Origin of the sequence: Nocardiopsis sp. ATB16-24 (assembly GCF_030271535.1) — a bacterium.
In the GTDB taxonomy this organism is placed as follows: domain Bacteria; phylum Actinomycetota; class Actinomycetes; order Streptosporangiales; family Streptosporangiaceae; genus Nocardiopsis.
Genome location: NZ_JASCXJ010000008.1, coordinates 132,041 through 150,326 on the forward strand (window position 1 = coordinate 132,041; position 18,286 = coordinate 150,326).

Annotated in this window: 15 protein-coding genes; 9 read left to right on the forward strand and 6 right to left on the reverse strand. The window is 70.6% G+C overall.

The window, feature by feature from the left end; all coding sequences use genetic code 11:
- Nucleotides 1-63 precede the first annotated feature (63 nt).
- The gene (locus PFX91_RS11505) at nucleotides 64-432 is read left to right on the forward strand and encodes a winged helix-turn-helix transcriptional regulator (RefSeq protein WP_285731549.1); all 369 of its coding nucleotides are present in this window, start codon (nucleotides 64-66) and stop codon (nucleotides 430-432) included.
- Between the two features lie 12 nt (nucleotides 433-444).
- On the opposite strand, the gene rsgA is transcribed toward PFX91_RS11505, so the two are convergent.
- The gene (gene rsgA / locus PFX91_RS11510; protein WP_285731479.1) at nucleotides 445-1,446 is read right to left on the reverse strand and encodes a ribosome small subunit-dependent GTPase A; all 1,002 of its coding nucleotides are present in this window, start codon (nucleotides 1,444-1,446) and stop codon (nucleotides 445-447) included.
- A complete protein-coding gene (gene aroA / locus PFX91_RS11515) occupies nucleotides 1,443-2,783 on the reverse strand; it encodes a 3-phosphoshikimate 1-carboxyvinyltransferase (RefSeq protein ID WP_285731480.1) in 1,341 nt (446 codons plus the stop codon). The genes rsgA and aroA overlap by 4 nt, the downstream gene beginning before the upstream one ends.
- Nucleotides 2,784-2,924: 141 nt before the next feature.
- On the opposite strand from aroA, the gene PFX91_RS11520 reads away from it, so the two are divergent.
- Nucleotides 2,925-4,109 carry a cysteine desulfurase family protein gene (locus tag PFX91_RS11520; RefSeq protein ID WP_285731481.1) on the forward strand — a complete coding sequence of 395 codons (1,185 nt, stop codon included), beginning with the start codon at nucleotides 2,925-2,927 and terminating at the stop codon, nucleotides 4,107-4,109.
- A 21-nt stretch (nucleotides 4,110-4,130) separates the two neighbouring features.
- On the opposite strand, the gene PFX91_RS11525 is transcribed toward PFX91_RS11520, so the two are convergent.
- A complete protein-coding gene (locus tag PFX91_RS11525) occupies nucleotides 4,131-4,745 on the reverse strand; it encodes a peptidylprolyl isomerase (RefSeq protein ID WP_285731482.1) in 615 nt (204 codons plus the stop codon).
- 70 nt (nucleotides 4,746-4,815) lie between these two features.
- Complete coding sequence (locus PFX91_RS11530; protein ID WP_285731483.1) at nucleotides 4,816-5,214, reverse strand: PLD nuclease N-terminal domain-containing protein; 399 nt, start codon at nucleotides 5,212-5,214, stop codon at nucleotides 4,816-4,818.
- Nucleotides 5,215-5,489: 275 nt separating this feature from the next.
- On the opposite strand from PFX91_RS11530, the gene PFX91_RS11535 reads away from it, so the two are divergent.
- From PFX91_RS11535 to PFX91_RS11545, 3 genes are all read left to right on the forward strand, one after another.
- Complete coding sequence (locus tag PFX91_RS11535) at nucleotides 5,490-6,302, forward strand: helix-turn-helix domain-containing protein (RefSeq protein WP_285731484.1); 813 nt, start codon at nucleotides 5,490-5,492, stop codon at nucleotides 6,300-6,302.
- 52 nt (nucleotides 6,303-6,354) lie between these two features.
- Nucleotides 6,355-7,569 (forward strand): amidohydrolase, encoded by a 1,215-nt coding sequence (locus PFX91_RS11540; protein ID WP_285731485.1) that lies wholly within the window; start codon nucleotides 6,355-6,357, stop codon nucleotides 7,567-7,569.
- 303 nt (nucleotides 7,570-7,872) lie between these two features.
- Nucleotides 7,873-9,087: an amidohydrolase gene (locus PFX91_RS11545; RefSeq protein WP_285731486.1), complete on the forward strand. Its 1,215-nt coding sequence runs from the start codon at nucleotides 7,873-7,875 to the stop codon at nucleotides 9,085-9,087.
- Between the two features lie 36 nt (nucleotides 9,088-9,123).
- Here the strand turns inward: PFX91_RS11545 and PFX91_RS11550 are convergent, their stop codons facing one another.
- A complete protein-coding gene (locus PFX91_RS11550) occupies nucleotides 9,124-9,933 on the reverse strand; it encodes a TIGR03089 family protein (protein ID WP_285731487.1) in 810 nt (269 codons plus the stop codon).
- A 301-nt stretch (nucleotides 9,934-10,234) separates the two neighbouring features.
- Between PFX91_RS11550 and PFX91_RS11555 the strand changes: the two genes are divergently transcribed.
- Genes PFX91_RS11555 through PFX91_RS11565 form a run of 3 tightly spaced genes read left to right on the forward strand, consistent with a single transcriptional unit; the run spans nucleotide 10,235 to nucleotide 14,372 of the window.
- On the forward strand, nucleotides 10,235-12,283 hold the full coding sequence (locus PFX91_RS11555; protein ID WP_285731488.1) for a hypothetical protein: 2,049 nt from the start codon (nucleotides 10,235-10,237) through the stop codon (nucleotides 12,281-12,283).
- A gap of 47 nt (nucleotides 12,284-12,330) precedes the next feature.
- Entirely contained in the window at nucleotides 12,331-13,254 is a 924-nt protein-coding gene (locus tag PFX91_RS11560) for a glycosyltransferase family 2 protein (RefSeq protein ID WP_285731489.1), read from the forward strand.
- Nucleotides 13,251-14,372, forward strand: a complete 1,122-nt coding sequence (locus PFX91_RS11565) for a glycosyltransferase family 4 protein (RefSeq protein ID WP_285731490.1) — start codon at nucleotides 13,251-13,253, stop codon at nucleotides 14,370-14,372. Before PFX91_RS11560 ends, PFX91_RS11565 begins: the two co-directional genes overlap by 4 nt.
- 49 nt (nucleotides 14,373-14,421) lie before the next feature.
- Here PFX91_RS11565 and PFX91_RS11570 read toward each other — a convergent pair whose 3' ends face one another.
- A complete protein-coding gene (locus tag PFX91_RS11570) occupies nucleotides 14,422-15,384 on the reverse strand; it encodes a lysylphosphatidylglycerol synthase transmembrane domain-containing protein (RefSeq protein ID WP_285731491.1) in 963 nt (320 codons plus the stop codon).
- A gap of 153 nt (nucleotides 15,385-15,537) precedes the next feature.
- Between PFX91_RS11570 and PFX91_RS11575 the strand changes: the two genes are divergently transcribed.
- Nucleotides 15,538-18,159, forward strand: coding sequence for a bifunctional FO biosynthesis protein CofGH (locus PFX91_RS11575; protein ID WP_285731492.1), 2,622 nt, complete (start codon nucleotides 15,538-15,540; stop codon nucleotides 18,157-18,159).
- Nucleotides 18,160-18,286: the final 127 nt, after the last annotated feature.

The window sequence follows — 18,286 nt, forward strand, 5'->3', positions numbered from 1 at the left end:
ACAAGTACGCACTTTCGAGTGCGTACCCACCCGGGGGTGAGCATCCAGCTAGGAGGGGTGGCGATGACCACCACACGCAGACCCGGCTCGTACCACTGCGGCATCGACGCGGCCATGGACGTCATCGGCGGCAAGTGGAAGGTGCTCGTCCTGTGGGCACTGGACGAGCGGGCACGCCGCTTCGGTGAACTGCGCCGCATGCTCGACGGGATCACGGAGAAGGTCCTGACCGCGCATCTACGCGAACTGGAGGAGGACGGGATCGTACGGAGGAAGGATTTCGGTGAGGTCCCGCCCCGCGTCGAGTATGCGTTGACCCCCCTGGGCCGGTCCCTGAACCAGGCCCTGGAACCGCTCGGTGCCTGGGGCCGCGCGCACGTCATCGGAGTCGGTGCCGACGCACCGGTTCGGAAGCGACTCGCGGCCCCCTGACCTCCCCGGGGCTCAGACCTCGTCGAGTTCTCCCTCACGGCCGGCGAGCAGCCGACGCAGCGAGACCACCCGGTCCGGATCCAACTCTCCGCGCTCCAGCGCGCCCTGGATGGCACAGCCCGGGGCGTCGGGCTGATGGGAACAGGCGGGCGGGCAGTCCTCGGCGGCACCCGCCAGGTCCGCGAACCCCTCGACGATGTCCTCCGGCGCGATGTGGGCCAGACCGAAGCTGCGCACTCCGGGGGTGTCGATCAACCAGCCGTCCTCGAAGGGCAGGGCGGCGGCGGAGGTGGAGGTGTGACGGCCCCGTCCGGTGACCGCGTTGACGTCTCCCACGGCCCTGTCGCTGCCCGGGACGAGGCGGTTGACCAGCGTGGACTTGCCCACGCCGGAGGAGCCGACGAACACGGTGGTGCGTCCGGTCAGACGGGCTCTCAGACCGTCGAGACCCTTCTCGGGAGCGAGCACCTCGTAGGGCACGCCGAGGGGCTCGTACACGCGCAACAGCTCCCCGGGCCCGGCCAGGTCGGCCTTGGTCAGACACAGGAGGGGGTCGAGCCCGGCGTCGTAGGCGGCGACCAGGCAGCGGTCCACGAAGCGCGGTTGCGGGGCGGGGTCGGCGAGCGCGCAGACGATCGCCATCTGGTCGGCGTTGGCGACGATCACCCGTTCGACCGGGTCGGTGTCGTCGGCCGTACGTCGCAGGACGGACGTACGCTCCTTGACGCGCACGATGCGGGCCAACGTGTCGGGCCTGCCGGACAGGTCGCCCACCACGTCGACGCGGTCACCGACGACGATGGAACCGCGGCCGAGCTCCCGGGCCTTCATCGCCACCACGAGCACATCGTCGACCAGACAGCGGTACCGTCCTCGGTCCACGGTGGTGACCATGCCCTCCACGGCGTCCTCGTGCTTGGGCCGCTTACGAGTGCGGGGCCTGGATCCGCCCCGGGCGCGCACACGGACGTCCTCCTCGTCCAGGTGACGTCCCCCGCCCCGTGTGCGGCTCATGCCAGGGCCTCCGCCCACAACCCCGGGAAGTCGGGCAGGGTCTTGCGCGTGGTGGCGATGTTCTCCACCTCCACTCCGGGCACCGCGAGCCCGATCACCGCGCCGGAGGTGGCCATACGGTGGTCGTCGTAGGAGTGGAACACCCCGCCGTGCAGGGGCCGGGGAACGATGACCAACCCGTCGGGAAGCTCCTCCACATCGCCGCCCAGACGGTTGATCTCGGTGGCCAGGGCGGCGATGCGATCGGTCTCGTGACGGCGAAGGTGGGCCACACCGGTCAGTCGGGAAGGAGTGGAGGCCAGCGCGGCCACGGCGGCGATGGTGGGGGTCAGTTCGCCGACGTCGCGCAGGTCGGCGTCGATGCCCAGGATCCGCCCGGTGCCGCGCAGGGTGAGCCCCTCGGGGGACCAGGACACCTCACCGCCCATGCGGGTCAACAGCGATCGCAGCCGGTCGCCGGGCTGGGTGGTGTGCTCCGGCCAACCTTCGACGGTCACCCGGCCGCCACTGACCAGGGCCGCGGCCAGGAAGGGGGCGGCGTTGGACAGGTCGGGCTCCACGGTGATGTCGGAGACCTCGATCGGACCCGGCTCGACCTTCCAGGAGTCCTCGGCGGTGGACACCGCCACACCGGCCGAGCGCAGCATCTCCACGGTCATGTCCAGGTGGGGCTGGGAGGGCACGGGCGGCCCGGAGTGGCGTACGTGTACGCCCTCGGTGAAGCGGGCGCCGCTCAGGAGCAGGGCCGAGACGAACTGGGAGGAGCCGGACGCGTCCAGGGTCACCTCGCCGCCGCGTACGGCACCGGTGCCGTGGACGGTCATGGGCAGACCGCCCCGACCACCGTCGTCGATGTCGGCTCCCAGCCCGCGCAGCGCGGACAGCAGTTCGCCCACGGGCCGTTCCCGGGCGCGCGGGTCTCCGTCGAAGTCGACGGTGCCCGAGGCCAGGGCGGCCAAGGGCGGTACGAAACGCATCACGGTACCCGCGTTGCCGACGTCGATGGCGGCCGGCCCGCGCAGCGGAGCCGGGGTCACCGACAGCTCCGTGCCCGTGTCGTCCGTGGCCTCGACCCGCACGCCCAGGGCGCGTAGGGCACCGATCATCAACTCGCTGTCGCGGCTGACGAGGGAGTGACGGATCCGACACGGGGTCTGGGACAACGCGGCCAGGACCAGGGCGCGGTTGGTCATGGACTTGGACCCGGGCAGGCCGATTCGTGCGCGCATCGGCCGTTCGGCCCTCGGCGCCGGCCAGTGACCGCCCGAAGACGCGGCGGATGTGGACGTGTCGGAACCGGTGGACCGGAAGGGCTGTGAGGACGCGGAGTCAGGCATGCCCCAAGGCTATCGGGATCAGGACGAACGCAGGGTGACGGCCTCGATCCCGTGGGCGGCCGACCCCGCCTCCTCGACGGCAGGGCGGTGGTGGGACGCACAGCCCCGGACGACTCGGGACGGACGTATCCTTGTTCCGCCATGGTGTATTTGGATCACGCTGCAACGACCGAGGTCCGCCCCGAGGTGGTCGCCGACGTCGCGGCCGAGCTCGGCGCCCTCGGGAACCCCTCGTCCCTGCACGGACACGGACGGGCCGCGCGTCGCACGGTCGAAGAGGCACGTGAACGCGTCGCCGAGGCCCTCGGGGCCACACCGCACGAGGTGGTCTTCACCGGTGGGGGCACCGAGTCCGACAACATCGCCATCAAGGGCCTGTACTGGGCCCGTAACGACGGAGGCGGGGAGATCCGCAGACCACGGATCCTCACCAGCGCCGTCGAGCACCACGCGGCCCTGGACCCCGCGCACTGGATGGCCGAGCACCAGGGCGCCGTACACGAGAAGCTGCCCGTGGACGCGTCGGGACGGGTGAGTCCGGTGGCGCTGCGGGAGGCGATCGAGGATGGTGCGGGCCCGGAGTCGGTCGCGTTGGTGTCCGTCATGTGGGCCAACAACGAGGTGGGCACCGTCCAGCCGGTGCCCGAACTGGCCGCCGTCGCCGCCGAGTACGGCATTCCCTTCCACACCGACGCGGTGCAGGCCGTGGGCGTGGAACCGGTCGACTTCGTCGCGAGCGGGGTGAGCGCACTGACGCTCACCGGACACAAGCTCGGCGGCCCCGTCGGCGCGGGGGCGCTGCTGGTCGCACGCGGGCTGACCCCGACGCCGGTCCTGCACGGAGGCGGTCAGGAACGCGACATCCGTTCGGGGACCCTGGCGACACCGTTGCTACGGGGTCTGGCCACGGCGGTCCGCATGGCGGTGGACGAGCGCGAGAAACACGTCGAACACCTGAGGGCCCTGCGGGACGACCTGGAGGAGCGGGTTCGTGCCGTGGTCCCCGACGTGGTCGTCAACGGAGACCCCGAACACCGGTTGCCGGGGATCTCCCACCTGTCCTTCCCCGGCTGTGAGGGCGACGCGCTGCTGATGCTGCTGGACGCCAAGGGCATCTCCTGCTCGACCGGTTCGGCCTGCTCCGCGGGGGTGGCCCAGCCCAGTCACGTCCTGTTGGAGATGGGCGCCGACCCCGAGACCGCGTTGAGCAGTCTGCGCCTGTCACTGGGACGCACCTCCGGCGAGAGGGACGTCGAGGCGCTGGTGGAGGCGATCGGACCGGCGGTGGAACGGGCCCGGGCCGCCCGCGCCAAGCGCCGCCGCTGACGTCTCCACGCGGTCCCGACGTCAGTCGGCGCGGTGAACGGTGACCGACTCCAGGACCACCTCCCGGGTCGGACGGTCCTGCGCGTCGGTCTCCATGTCGGCGATGCCGTCGACCACCTTCATGGACTCCTCGTCCGCGACGTGCCCGAAGATCGTGTGCTTGTCGTTCAGATGCGTGGCCGGCGCGACGGTGATGAAGAACTGCGAGCCGTTGGTGCCCGGGCCGGAGTTGGCCATGGCCAGCACACCCGGCTCGTCGAACACGCGACCGGAACCGAATTCGTCCTCGAAGGTGTAGCCCGGTCCTCCCGCCCCGGTGCCCTGGGGGTCACCGCCCTGGATCATGAAGTCGTCGATCACGCGGTGGAACACGGTGCCGTCGTAGAACTCGGCCTCGCCCGTCACCGGGTTGGGCACACCCTCGCCCTCGGCCAGTTCCACGAAGTTGGCCACCGTCACAGGGGCGTCCTCGGGGAACAGCTCCAGTTCGATGTCACCCTCACTGGTGTGCAGTGTGGCGCCCTCGACGTCACTGACGTCCTTCTCCTCGGGGGCGGTGTCGCTCGCACAGGCGGAGGTGGCGAACAGGGCGGTGCAGGTCAGCAGGGCCGCTGCCGGGAGAGTCAGACGCTTCATGGTTCGCTTTCGGACGAGACGTGCGGGGCACACAGAGTACTGGCCCGTTCCGGGCGAGGTCATCGCCGGGTCAGGCCGGGGGCTCGGGCTCCCCGTCCTCCCGGGGGTCGCGGCCCTGGCGTTCCTGTGCCTCACGGGCACGCCGTCGCTGCTCCTCGGCGCGCTCACGGCAGCGACGGAGGAACTCCTCGTCCTCCTCGGGGGTCGAGGCGCGGGCGCGGTTGGGGTGTTCGTACTCGGGGAAGGGCGGCGGCGGACCGGTCGGAGTGACCGTGGCCGGGTCGCGTCGTGGGCGTCCGAGCGCGAACCAGAGCAGTGCTCCGAACTTGGGCAGGAGGAGGACGATCACGGTCCAGACCGGTTTGGGCAGCAGCCGGATGGAGCCGGAGTCCGAGCCGATCACGTCGAACAGGGCGTACACCCAGACGCCGAGCGCGACCACGCTGAGCACAAGGGCGAGGTAGGTCAACGGGTTCCGTCCAATCGGGGATCGAGGATGCCGCTCACGGGCAGGGACAGGCGGTGCGCGGGGGGCCGCGCACCGGGGGTCGAGGCCGGTCGGGTGGGGGAGCCGTGTCGGTTCTTACCGGGATGTGTCAAGGACTTACCACGGATCGCCGTCCCCGTCCTGTCGCTTGACCGGTGATCCGACGCGGGAGAGGGTCGGAAGAACGGCGGAGACAGGATTGGAAGCCGATCCGAGGGTATATGTCGGTCTGTCGGGCGACGGAGGAGGTCATGGCCATGAACAGTGCACTACCGTCCGCGATGTGGCTCCCCTTCGCCGCGCGGGTACTGCGGGCGCGGTCCGACAGGGGACTCTCGCGGGCCGAACTCGCGGAGACGGTGGGGGTGACCGACGACAAGCTCCGTGAGGTGGAGAGCGCCTACTGCCGTCCGGCGCGTTCGCTGGTCGAGCGTGTGGACAACGCCCTGGGCACGGACCACCAGCTTCTGGAGGCGTGGGCGACCAGCCTTCAGGCCGAGGCCTTCCCCAACGAGTTCGGAGACCAGTGGGAACTGGGGGTCCACACCACCCACCTGTGGGAGCACCAGCCCATGACGGTGCCGGTGTTCCTGCGCACCCGCGAGTACTCGCGTGCGGTCCTCGGTCCGCGCCACCCCGATCTGTCCCCGGACGCCGTCGAGGAGATGGTGGAGGAGGAGATGGCCAACCGGGCGGCCATGACCGGTCCGGACGGGCCCGCGCTGCGGGTGATCCTCAACGAGTCGGCGCTGCAACGCCCCCAGGGGGGCGCCGCGGTCCTCAACGCCCAGCGTGACTTCCTCGCCGACCTGATCGAGGCCGGCATCGTCACCATGGGCGTGATCCCCGAACGAACCCCGAACCACCCGGGCCTGGGGGGCGCCTTCCGGATGATGGAGTTCGCCGACCGTCCCAGCATGGTCTACGCCTTCGCCGCCGAGGGCGGCGATCTGACGGCCGACCTCGAACAGGTCGGTCGCTGCGCCATGGTGCGCGAGGCCATCGAGGACGTCGCGGTGGAACTCACACCGCGATCGGAACTGCTGACCGCGCGCTGGCCCGAGGGTTAGATCCGGTCCCCGATCTTGGGTCGCGGGCCTCCGATGGGTTAGTTTGCCCGCCATGGATATCGCGATCACATCCGGATACGTCGTGCCCGTCGACGGGGACCCCATCGACGGCGGCACCGTCCTCATCACCGATGGCAGGATCACCGCCGTCGGTGCGGACGCCGACGTCACCGTGCCCGAGGGCGCCACCGTCGTCGACGCCTCCGGCAGGTGGGTGCTTCCCGGTTTCGTGGAGGCCCACGGCCACATCGGCATCGACGAGGAGGGCATCGGCTGGGCCGGTGACGACACCAACGAGATGACCGACCCCAACGGTGCCCGTATGAGGGCGTTGGACGCCATCAACCCCGCCGACCGCGGCTTCGTCGACGCCCTGTCGGGGGGTGTCACCAGCTCGGTCGTCAAACCCGGCTCCGGAAACCCCATCGGTGGGCAGACCGTGGCCGTCAAGTGCTGGGGTCGCAGCATGGAGGACCGGCTCATCAAGCACCCGGTCAGCGTCAAGAGCGCACTGGGGGAGAACCCCAAGCGGGTGTACGGCAACAAGGACAGGCTTCCCTCCACGCGTCAGGGTGTGGCGGCGGTCATCCGTGACGCCTTCACCAAGGCACAGGACTACAAGGCCCGGCGCGACCACGCCGCGGACAAGGGCGAACCCTTCGAGCGGGACAACACCCTGGAGGTGCTGGTCAAGGTCTTGGACGGCGAACTTCCCTGGTGTCAGCACACGCACCGCGCCGACGACATCCACACCGCGATCCGGTTGGCGGACGAGTTCGGTTACCGGCTGGTGGTCAACCACTGCACCGAGGGTCATCTGCTGGCCGACGAGCTGGCCGAGCGCGACATCCCGGTGATCACCGGACCGCTCATGACCAGCCGATCCAAAGTGGAGGTCAACAACAAGACCCTCGCCAACCCGGGCATCCTGGACCGGGCGGGTGTGAAGGTGGCGCTCACCACCGACCACCCGGTCGTGCCGATCGAGTTCCTGGTCCACCAGGCCACTCTGTGCGTGAAGGAGGGGATGGATCCGGTGTCGGCGATCCGGTCGCTCACGGTCAACCCCGCCGAGATCATGGGCATCTCCGACCGGGTCGGCGCTCTCAAGCCGGGTCTGGACGGTGACGTGGTGGTGTGGTCGGGTGATCCGCTGGACGTGATGAGCCGTGCCCTGCGCGTGTTCGTGGAGGGCCGTGAGGTCTACACCTACGACGAGGAGGCCGGCGAGGGCACCGCGTTGGATCCCTACTACCGCGAGCGGTAGCCCCACCGACCGGCCCGCCCGGACCTTTGATCCGTGGTCGTCCCGCCGTGACGCGGCGGGACGCTTCCACTCCCGGAGACCCTCCGCCGTGGAGCCGTGACCGTTCTCGACATCAGGCCCTCGTGAGCCCGCACGCGGCTCGGGCGGCGGAAGAGGAAGACCCGGGGGACAGCGGTGCGTCGACCCTCGCCTCACGCACCCGCCCGCAGCGTCACCGAACCCCGTCGATCCCCGAACGGATCTTCGTGGCCGGACGGGACTCCACCGAGCGGTCCCCCCGCTCGATGGGTTAGTTTGCCCGCCATGGATATCGCGATCACATCCGGATACGTCGTGCCCGTCGACGGGGACCCCATCGACGGCGGCACCGTCCTCATCACCGATGGCAGGATCACCGCCGTCGGTGCGGACGCCGACGTCACGGTCCCTGACGGCGCCACCGTCGTCGACGCCTCCGGCAGGTGGGTGCTCCCCGGTTTCGTGGAGGCCCACGGCCACGTCGGCATCGCTGAGGAGGGCGTCGGCCTGGCCGGCGCGGACGCCAACGAGATGACCGACCCCAACGGTGCCCGTATGAGGGCGTTGGACGCCATCAACCCCGCCGACCGCGGCTTCGTCGGCGCCCTGTCGGGGGGTGTCACCAGTTCGGTCGTCAAACCGGGTTCGACCAACCCCGTCGGTGGGCAGACCGTGGCCGTCAAGTGCTGGGGTCGCAGCATGGAGGACCGGCTCATCAAGCACCCGGTCAGCGTCAAGAGCGCACTGGGGGAGAACCCCAAGCGGGCTTATGGAGACAGGGACAGGCTTCCCTCCACGCGTCAGGGTGTGGCGGCGGTCATCCGTGACGCCTTCACCAAGGCACAGGACTACAAGGTCCGGCGTGACCACGCCGCGGACAAGGGCGAACCCTTCGAGCGGGACAACACCCTGGAGGTGCTGGTCAAGGTCTTGGACGGTGAGCTTCCCTGGTGTCAGCACACGCACCGCGCCGACGACATCCACACCGCGATCCGGTTGGCGGACGAGTTCGGTTACCGGTTGGTGGTCAACCACTGCACCGAGGGTCATCTGCTGGCCGACGAGCTGGCCGAGCGCGGCATCCCGGTGATCACCGGACCGCTCATGATCAGTCGGGTGAAGACGGAGGTGAACAACAAGACCCTCGCCAACCCGGGCATCCTGGACCGGGCGGGTGTGAAGGTGGCGCTCACCACCGACCACCCGGTCGTGCCGATCGAGTTCCTGGTCCACCAGGCCACTCTGTGCGTGAAGGAGGGGATGGATCCGGTGTCGGCGATCCGGTCGCTCACGGTCAACCCCGCCGAGATCATGGGCATCTCCGACCGGGTCGGCGCTCTCAAGCCGGGTCTGGACGGTGACGTGGTGGTGTGGTCGGGTGATCCGCTGGACGTGATGAGCCGTGCCCTGCGCGTGTTCGTGGAGGGCCGTGAGGTCTACACCTACGACGAGGAGGCCGGCGAGGGCACCGCGTTGGATCCCTACTACCGCGAGCGGTAGCCCCACCGACCGGCCCGCGTCACACCGGCGGTCGGCCTATGCCGGGCCCACAGTGCGGAACGGAGCGCCCTTGGGAAGGTCCGGACCACCGACGCCCACCATCGCCACGGTCACCATCTCCGTCCCGGCACGCTCAAGGAGCGTGTCGGGACCGACGGAGTCGACCGGCGACATCACGATGGGGCACCCCGCCGCGACGGGGGCCAGCAACAGCTCCGCCCCCTCGCCGAGCAGGCTCATCGGGGCGTCGGGTTCGACGAACAGGCCGGCCCGGTCCCCGGAGACCAACCCCCACCGCTCCGCCCGACGGCGGGCGTCCGCGGCGAGGGCCGCGCCCGTGCGGGTCCTCCTCCCGACCAGTGCGGGCGCCTCCGGATCGACCGGGTAGGGCGAGAAGTGGTCCCCGTGTCCGCGTACCTCGGTCGAGTAGTCCAGCACCATGGGCGGCACCTCGGCCAGCGGCAGGCCGAGAGGGTGCAGTGAGGTGCCCACGATCTCGTCGGCACCGCTGTCCAGGGCCGCCTCCAACCGGTCGGCGCCGGTCACCACGACCTGTGCGCCCTCGGGCGTCTCCCGTTCGGTGAGTTCCGCCACGGCCCCCACCGACCAGCACGAGAGCAGCCACACCAGGGATTGCCAGTGCACCGGCAGGTCGATGACCACCCGGTCCCCGGGCTGGACGCCCAGACCGTCCACCAGCATGTTCGAGGTCTTGGACACCCAGTTGTCGAAGGTGGCCCGGGACAGTTCCACCCGGCCGCCGGAGGTGTCGTAGGAGGTCACGAAGGGCTGTGCCGGGTCGGCGGCGACGAGGGCACGCCACAGGTGCGCGGGAGTCTCAGACATGGTCGCCACTTTAGGCCGTGTCCCTTCCAGATCCTCGCCGCGCCCTCCCACGATCCTCGAAGGTCGCTTCGTCACGCCCCTCGGTATGTTTCGATCCACCACCCTTCGGGCCGCCGAACGAACCCGGTGGCGCGGAGGGCCTTCGAGAAAGGGTGCGCGGCGTGGGCCCGGACGGAGTCGTGAGACAACGGTGACGTTGCGGTCCCGGACCCCGGGCGACCAGCACGTACGGCCCCTCACGGGGGCCGGCGAGGCCGTTCCGGAGTATGCGCCGGTACCAGGGAACTGTCACAGTTGCCTCATGCGCCTGCTTCCCGGACGATTCCTCGCCCGAGTCACCGCGCTCCCCGCGATCGCCGTTGCGGCCTGGCTCCTCGTGGCCTTCCCCCTTTTGGCCCTCGGCTCCTTCACCCCGCTGGTAGCCGCCGTCCTCGGGCTCCCCGCCGTGATCACGGCCTGTACATGGGTGCCCCGCCTCCTACCGGACCCCGAGGAGGACGTGCCCTGGTGGCCGGTGGTCCTGGTGCTGGTGATCACGGTCGTCTTCGCCGCCGTGCAGATCGCCTACCACGCCGAGGCGCTGGTCATCCGTCGCGATCCCGCCTCCTACGCGATGTACACCACGTGGATCGCCGAGAACGGGTACCTGCCCATCCCCCAGCAGCGGGAGCTCATCGCGGGCGACGATCCCTCGCTCAGCTACCAGAGCCTGGCCCACTACGAGCGCGGCGACGTCATCTGGCCCCAGTTCATGGCCGGGGCGCCGCTGGTGACCTCCGTGGGCTACTGGCTGGGCGGCCTCGACGGGATGTTCGTCGTCACCCCGGTCCTGGGCGCCCTGGGCGTGCTCGTCTTCGCCGGGCTCACCGCCCGTCTGGTCGGTGCGCGCTGGGCGCCTCTGGGAGCCCTCGTCCTGGCCCTGTGCCTCCCGCAGCAGTGGGTCAGTCGATTCACCTACAGCGAACCCCTCACCCAGATCCTCCTGCTGGGGGGACTGGTCCTGGCCCATGACGCCCTGGCGCGGCGCACCGACATCACCGACAGGTGGTCGTCCGCTCACACGCCGGCCGCCGTCGCGGGACTGGCGTTCGGCTTGGGCCTGGTGGTGCGCATCGACGCGATCCGTGACCTGTTGCCCGTGATCGGGTTCGTCGGCCTGCTCCTGGTCGCCCGGCGGGGACAGGCGCCGCCCCTCCTCGGCGGTCTGCTCGTCGGCACCGGTCTCGGTCTGTACGCGGGCTATGGTCTGTCCCTTCCCTACCTGGAGTACCTGTCCGACTCCCTGCACCCGCTGCTGCTGATCAGCGCAGTGGTCGTCCTGGTGACGGCCGCGGCCACCGTCGCGCTGTGGCGTCACGGGATCCCGCGCGTGGAACGCGTCCGATGGCTGCCGGGCACGGTGGCGGCGCTCGCCCTGTTCGCCATGCTCCTGTTCGCGATCCGACCCCTGCTGTGGCCCGACTACGGGCATGGCAGCGACTTCACCGACGGCTGGGTCGCCTACGTGCAGGAGCGTGAGGGCTTGTGGCCCATCGAGGGCAGCCGCACCTACTACGACATGAGTCTGTACTGGGTGGGATGGTACGTGGGCATGGCCACGGTCCTGTTCGCCTCCCTCGGCGTCGCCCTCGTGCTGCGCCGTCTCTTCCAACGGCGCGACCCCCAGTGGCTGTTGCCGGCGATGTTGCTCGTGTGGACGGTGGGAACGACCCTGTTGAGGCCCGCCATCACCCCCGACCACCCGTGGGCCAGCAGACGCCTGGTCGTGCTGGTCCTACCGGCGTTCATCCTGTTCGCCGTCTGGTTCGTCGCGTGGCTCACCCGCCGCTGCGTCGTCGTGGACCGGACCGACGACCCCCGCCTGATGGCGCGCGTCCTTCCCGCGGTGGTGGCCGCCGTCTCCACCGTCGCGCTGATCGTGCCGACCGCGGTCACCTCGGCCGCGGGGATCATGGGTTACAGGCAGGACGTCGGCAGCGTCGAGGCCGCGCACCGACTGTGCGACGCACTGCCGGAGGACTCCTCGGTGGTCGTGGTCGACTCGGGGATGGCGAGCAACTACATGCCGCTGCTGCGTAACGTCTGCGGCGTGCCCACCGCGGCCATGGCCGAACCCACCCCCCGGGACGTGGACCGCGTCGTCTCCGCGATCCACGAGCGGGGCCGCGACGCCGTGCTCGCCGCCCCCGACTGGGAACCGTTGGACCGGCTGACCGACGGCGAGGTGGAGCCCGAGCGGCCCTTCCACGTCGTCGCCCGGATGGATCCGAGTACCCTCATGGAACCGCCGACAGGTTCCTGGACCTTCACCGGAAGCGTGTGGGTGTCCGTCCTCCCCCACGAGGGGTGAGCGCGATCCCGCACCCTGCCTCCCGACACCCCGCTGAGAAGAATCCCATGAGCGACACACGCGACGAGCACGACGAGGACCCTTCCGTCCGTGTCACCATCGTGCTTCCCTGCTACAACGAAGAAGACCACGTCCTCGACGAGGTCAAACGCATCTGTGCGGCCATGGACGCGTCCGGTTACGGCTACGAACTGCTCGCGGTGGACGACGCCTCCACGGACGACACCCTGGCCCGGCTTCGGGACGCTGAAGGCCTCTACCCGCACATGCGCGTCATCGCCTTCGGTCACAACGGCGGGGCGGGCACCGTCCGCCGGATCGGCAGCCGGCGGGCGCGTGGCGAGTTCGTCGTGTGGACCGACGCCGACATGAGCTACCCCAACGAGCGCATCCCCGAACTGGTCGCCATGCTCGACGCCGACCCGGAGACGGATCAGATCGTGGGCGCCCGGACCCAGGAGATGGGCAGCCACAGGGTCTTGAGGGTCCCCGCCAAGTGGGTCATCCGCAAGATCGCCGAGCTCCTCACCAACACCCGCATCCCCGATCTGAACTCCGGACTGCGCGTGTTCCGTCGCGACGTGGCCCGCCCGTACCTGAGGCTGCTGCCGCCGGGGTTCTCCTGCGTCACCACCCTCACCCTGGCCTTCCTGTCCAACCAGCATCCGGTCAGGTACGTGCCGATCGAGTACGCCAAGCGGGCGGGAAAGTCCAAGTTCCGTTTCGTCGGCGACGCCTACCGGTACGTCCTCCAGGTACTGCGCATGGTGATGTACTTCAACCCGCTCAAGGTCCTGATGCCGCCCGCCCTGGTACTGCTCGGCCTCGGCGCGGGCAAGTTCGTCTTCGACCAGGTGCGCAACCCGCTGTACGTGCCCAACAACACCGTCATGATCCTCATGACCGGGTTGATCATCGCGGCGATCGCCCTGCTGGCCGACCTGATCGTGCGCTCGCGGGAGCACGCGTGAGGACGGACCGGCCCACCAGGGTCGCCCTGGTGGGGCCCGCCCACCCCTACAAGGGGGGCGGTGCCCGGCACACCACCGAGTTGGCGCACCGGTTGCGGGACCGGGGGCATCCGACCACCGTGGAATCGTGGCGGGCCCAGTACCCGGCGGCCCTCTATCCCGGGCGGCAGACCATCGCCGACCCGGAGGGGGAGCCCTACCCCGACACCCGTCGCGGACTCGCCTGGTACCGACCGGACGGATGGTGGTGGACCGGGCGACGCCTGGCCCGGGAGGCCGACCTGGTGGTGCTCACCCTGTTCTCTCCCGTCCAGGTGCCCGCCTACCTCGGGATCCTCGCGGGCGTGCGCTCTGGTCGGAGGAGCGGTACGCGGGTGGTGGCGTTGTGCCACAACGTGCTGCCTCACGAGCGTCGGGCCGTGGACGTGTCCTTGGTGAGGTCCCTCCTGCGCAGGGTGGACGCCGTGGTCACGCACTCGGCGGAACAGGCACGCCTCGCCGAAGGGTTGCGCGGGCCGGGGCGAGGGAGCGTGGTGGTCGCCGAGATGCCCCCGCACCTGCCCGAGACCGGCGGCGCACTCCCACCGCCACCGGGAGAGCGGCGGCGACTGCTCTTCCTGGGCATCGTGCGCCCCTACAAGGGGATCGACCTGTTGTTGCGGGCCCTGCCCGACGGTGCCCCGGAGGACGTGGAACTCACCGTGGCGGGGGAGTTCTGGGGCGGCACCGGGAAGCTGGAGGCCTTGGCGGCCGAGTTGGGGATCGCCGACCGGGTGCGGCTGAGGGACGGGTACGTGCCCGCGGGGGAGTTGCCGGAACTGTTCGCGTCGGCGGACGCCGTGGTGCTGCCCTACCGGACCGCGACCGCCAGTCAGAACGTGTGGTTGGCGCACGAGCACGGGCTGCCCGTGGTGGTCACCCGGGCCGGAACCCTCGCCGGGCACGTGCGGGAGGGGGTCGACGGCCTGCTGTGCGAGCCGGGCGACGTGGAGGACCTGGCCCGTGCGTTGAGGGCGTTCTACGCCCCTGGAGAGCCCGAGCGGCTGCGGGCCGGTGTTCGACCGGTGGATCCCGACCCGTACTGGCGGGCCTACACCGACCTCCTGCTGGAGGAGTGAGGAGGTTCCCTCGGGGGCCGCCGTGGTCGTCCCTCGGGACCCGGAGGGGCTACTCGGGAGCCGCGGGGGTCCTTCCGGAGGAGGCGTCGGGAACCCGGCCGGGGAACAGCAGCAGGGACAACCCCGCCCATCCCACGTCGGCGACCGTCATCACCAGGCGCGACAGCATCGCCACGACCAGGGCGGCGCCGGCGTCCAGCACCGGTGACAGCGCGACGACCAGGACCACCTCACGCACCCCCAGGCCCGCGGGCGCGAACACCACGAGCAGCCCCAGGGTCCACGCCAGCGCGTACGCGCCCACGGCGGGGCCGAGCGACCGCGGCCCGTCAGCGCCCACGGCCCAGGCCAGCACCCACACATGCAGTCCCAGGGGGATCCAGGCCACGAGGGTCCATCCCACCGAGGCGGCCATCGCCCGACCGCTCACCTTCAGGGGGCCCGCCTCGGCCACCTCGCGGAACCGGGCGAAGGGGCGTGCCGCCGTCCGGACACCCCACCCCACCACCCGCGGATGCAGGGCGGCGAGCAGCAGAGGGGCCGACGCCAGCGCCCACCACCAGCGCCTGGCGGCCTCGGCCGACGACAGGGGCAGGGTCACCGCGGCCACCGTCAGGCCGACCGCGACCGTCACCGCCACCGCGAGCAGGGTCGCCGCCGCCCCGCGCGACCGGGGCACGCTCCGATCGCGGGCCAGTTCCACCTGGGCGACGAACGCCCACACCGAGCCCGGCAGGTACTTGCCGAGCTGCCCCACGAACATGACCCGGGCCGCCACCCGGCGCGGCAGCGGTGAACCGGCCCCTGCCAACAACGCACGCCACGCGAGCATCTGCGCCGTCAGTCCCGCCATGCCCGCGAGTACCGCGGTGGGCAGTACCCACAGAGGAAGCGAGGCCACGGCCTCGCCCGCCTGCTCCCAGTTGGCGTGCAGGGCCAGACCCGCGCATACGCCCACCACCAGGAGCAGGATCGGACGCACCCACGGTGCGTTGCGCAGACGAGTCGGCACCCGATCTCCTTCCTCCTCGTGCCGACCCTACGCCGCCCGGTGCACGGGCGACGCCGGCACGGAGGAGGGGCCGCCGGCGAGGATCCACGCACATCCGGGATCATCGGTGATGCGCCCGCGGATGCGAAAAGGTCGGAGCGTAGGGTGCGCTCTATGAGTGGTGCGAACGACCCGGCCCCAGTCCCCTCCCCGTCCGCCATGCGCCGCGCGTTGGCCCGCGCCCGGGACGGAAAGGCCCTCGACGTCACCGAGGCCGAGGTACTCCTGCACGCCAGGGGAGAGGATCTGGAGGCCCTTCTCGAACACGCCGGACGTGTGCGTGACGCCGGACTGGAGGCCGCCGGCCGCCCCGGTGTCATCACCTACAGCCGTAAGGTCTTCATCCCGCTGACCCGCCTGTGCCGCGACCGTTGTCACTACTGCACGTTCGCCACGGTACCGGGCAGACTGGAGTCGCCGTTCCTGTCGCCCGACGAGGTCCTGGAGATCGCTCGGCAGGGCGCCGCCATGGGGTGCAAGGAGGCGCTGTTCACCCTCGGCGACCGCCCCGAGGATCGTTGGAAGCAGGCGGCCGAGTGGCTCGACGCCCATGGCTACGACGACACCCTCTCCTATGTGCGGGCCATGGCCATCATGGTGCTGGAGGAGACGGGGATGCTCCCGCACCTCAACCCCGGTGTGCTCACGTGGGCCGACCTCCAGCGGCTCAAGCCCGTCGCCCCGTCCATGGGGATGATGCTCGAGACCACCTCCACCCGGCTGTTCACGGAGAAGGGCCAGGCCCACTACGGCAGCCCGGACAAGGACCCGGAGGTACGGCTGCGCGTCCTGGAGGACGCCGGCCGCTCCAGTGTCCCGTTCACCACCGGCATCCTCCTCGGTATCGGGGAGAACGTCACCGAACGCGCCGAGTCCATCTTCGCGATGCGTGGGGTCTCCCGCCGCTACGGCGGTGTCCAGGAGGTCATCGTGCAGAACTTCCGGGCCAAGCCCGCCACCGCGATGATGCACCGGCCCGACGCCGAGCGCGAGGAGATGGCCGCCGCCATCGCGGTCACCCGTCTGGTCATGGGACCGAGCGCGCACGTGCAGGCGCCGCCCAACCTCCTCGGCGCCGAGCACGGCGGGGTGGACGAATACGAGTTGATGCTCCGCGCGGGCATCGACGACTGGGGCGGTGTCTCCCCGCTGACGCCCGACCACGTCAACCCCGAGCGTCCCTGGCCCCAGATCGACGACCTGGCCGAGCGCACCGCCGCCCACGGCTTCACCCTGCGCGAGCGGCTCACGGTCTATCCCGAGTACGTCAAGGCCGGGGAGCCATGGCTGGACCCCCGCGTGGCCGGGCACGTGGCCGCGCTCGCCGACCCGGAGACGGGCCTGGCCCGCGAGGGCGCCCCCGTGGTGGGCCGCCCCTGGCAGGAACCCGAGGCGGTGCCGGTCTCCTCCGGCCGCACCGACCTGCACACCGGGATCGACACCGAGGGGCGTACCGGTGACCGGCGCGGTGACTTCGACGCGGTCTACGGCGACTGGGACGAGCTGCGACCGAAGGTGGACCGCCAGGGGGCCGCGCCTCGGAGGTTCGCCCCCGACATCGCCGCCGCGCTGCGCAGCGCCGAGTCCGACCCGGCGGGCCTGTCCGACGACGAGGCACTCGCCCTGTTGCACGCCGACGGCCCCGAACTGGAGGCGTTGGCGGGCCTGGCCGACCGGGTACGTCGCGACGCGGTCGGTGACGACGTCACCTACGTGGTGACCAGGAACATCAACTTCACCAACGTCTGCTACACAGGGTGCCGGTTCTGCGCGTTCGCCCAGCGCCGCACCGACGCCGACGCCTACACCCTCTCCTTGGAACAGGTCGCGGACCGGGCGGAGGAGGCGTGGAAGGCCGGAGCGACCGAGGTGTGCATGCAGGGCGGTATCCACCCGGATCTGCCCGGTACCGCCTACTTCGACATCGCCTCCGCCGTGCGCGAGCGCGTGCCGGACATGCACGTCCACGCGTTCAGCCCGATGGAGGTGGTCAACGGCGCGGCCCGTACCGACCTGCCGGTCCGCGAGTGGCTGTCACGAGCCAAGGAGGCCGGGCTCGGCTCCGTGCCGGGCACCGCGGCCGAGATCCTCGACGACGAGGTCCGCTGGATCCTCACCAAGGGGAAACTGCCCGCCCGTGAGTGGATCGAGGTCATCACCACCGCGCACGACCTGGGCATCCCCACCACGTCCACGATGATGTACGGGCACGTGGACTCGCCGAGGCACTGGGTGGGGCACATCAAGCTGCTGCGTTCCCTCCAGGAACGGTCGGTGGAGCGCAATGGTCGCCGCGGGTTCACCGAGTTCGTGCTCCTGCCGTTCGTCCACACCAACGCGCCCCTCTACCTGGCGGGGCTGGCCCGGACGGGGCCGACCGTGCGGGAGAACCGCGCGGTGCACGCCCTGGCCCGTCTGTTGCTGCACGGCCACATCGACAACATCCAGTGTTCGTGGGTCAAACTCGCCGAGGACACCTGCCGGCAACTGCTCGCGGGTGGGGTGAACGACGTGGGAGGGACTCTGATGGAGGAGACCATCAGCCGGATGGCCGGATCGGCGCAGGGATCGTTCAAGACCATCAGTGACATCCGTGCGCTGGTGGAGCCGACGGGCCGTCCCGTGCGTCAGCGCACCACCACCTACGGCACGGTCTCCCAGGAGCGTCGACGCGTCGCGGAGGCCAGCGACGGTGTGGCGCCCAGCGTCCGGCGTCCCAGTCTGCCCCTGGTGTAGTGAGAGGTCTCGGGACCGGGGAAGTAGGGGGCGAAACGCCGGGAAACGACGTTTCGCCCCTTCTTCTCACGAGAAGCGGCCCGTCGCCCGCGGGGGAGCGGGAGACGGGCCGCGGAGGAGCCGTGTG

What these genes read in the sequence shown, in the direction of transcription:
- PFX91_RS11535 (WP_285731484.1), top strand. Translation starts at nt 5,490, where the DNA reads ATGAACAGTGCACTACCGTCCGCGATGTGGCTCCCCTTCGCCGCGCGG.
- PFX91_RS11575 (WP_285731492.1), top strand. Translation starts at nt 15,538, where the DNA reads ATGAGTGGTGCGAACGACCCGGCCCCAGTCCCCTCCCCGTCCGCCATG.
- PFX91_RS11540 (WP_285731485.1), top strand. Translation starts at nt 6,355, where the DNA reads ATGGATATCGCGATCACATCCGGATACGTCGTGCCCGTCGACGGGGAC.
- PFX91_RS11545 (WP_285731486.1), top strand. Translation starts at nt 7,873, where the DNA reads ATGGATATCGCGATCACATCCGGATACGTCGTGCCCGTCGACGGGGAC.
- PFX91_RS11520 (WP_285731481.1), top strand. Translation starts at nt 2,925, where the DNA reads ATGGTGTATTTGGATCACGCTGCAACGACCGAGGTCCGCCCCGAGGTG.
- PFX91_RS11560 (WP_285731489.1), top strand. Translation starts at nt 12,331, where the DNA reads ATGAGCGACACACGCGACGAGCACGACGAGGACCCTTCCGTCCGTGTC.
- aroA (WP_285731480.1), bottom strand. Translation starts at nt 2,783, where the DNA reads ATGCCTGACTCCGCGTCCTCACAGCCCTTCCGGTCCACCGGTTCCGAC.
- PFX91_RS11550 (WP_285731487.1), bottom strand. Translation starts at nt 9,933, where the DNA reads ATGTCTGAGACTCCCGCGCACCTGTGGCGTGCCCTCGTCGCCGCCGAC.
- PFX91_RS11555 (WP_285731488.1), top strand. Translation starts at nt 10,235, where the DNA reads ATGCGCCTGCTTCCCGGACGATTCCTCGCCCGAGTCACCGCGCTCCCC.
- PFX91_RS11505 (WP_285731549.1), top strand. Translation starts at nt 64, where the DNA reads ATGACCACCACACGCAGACCCGGCTCGTACCACTGCGGCATCGACGCG.
- rsgA (WP_285731479.1), bottom strand. Translation starts at nt 1,446, where the DNA reads ATGAGCCGCACACGGGGCGGGGGACGTCACCTGGACGAGGAGGACGTC.
- PFX91_RS11525 (WP_285731482.1), bottom strand. Translation starts at nt 4,745, where the DNA reads ATGAAGCGTCTGACTCTCCCGGCAGCGGCCCTGCTGACCTGCACCGCC.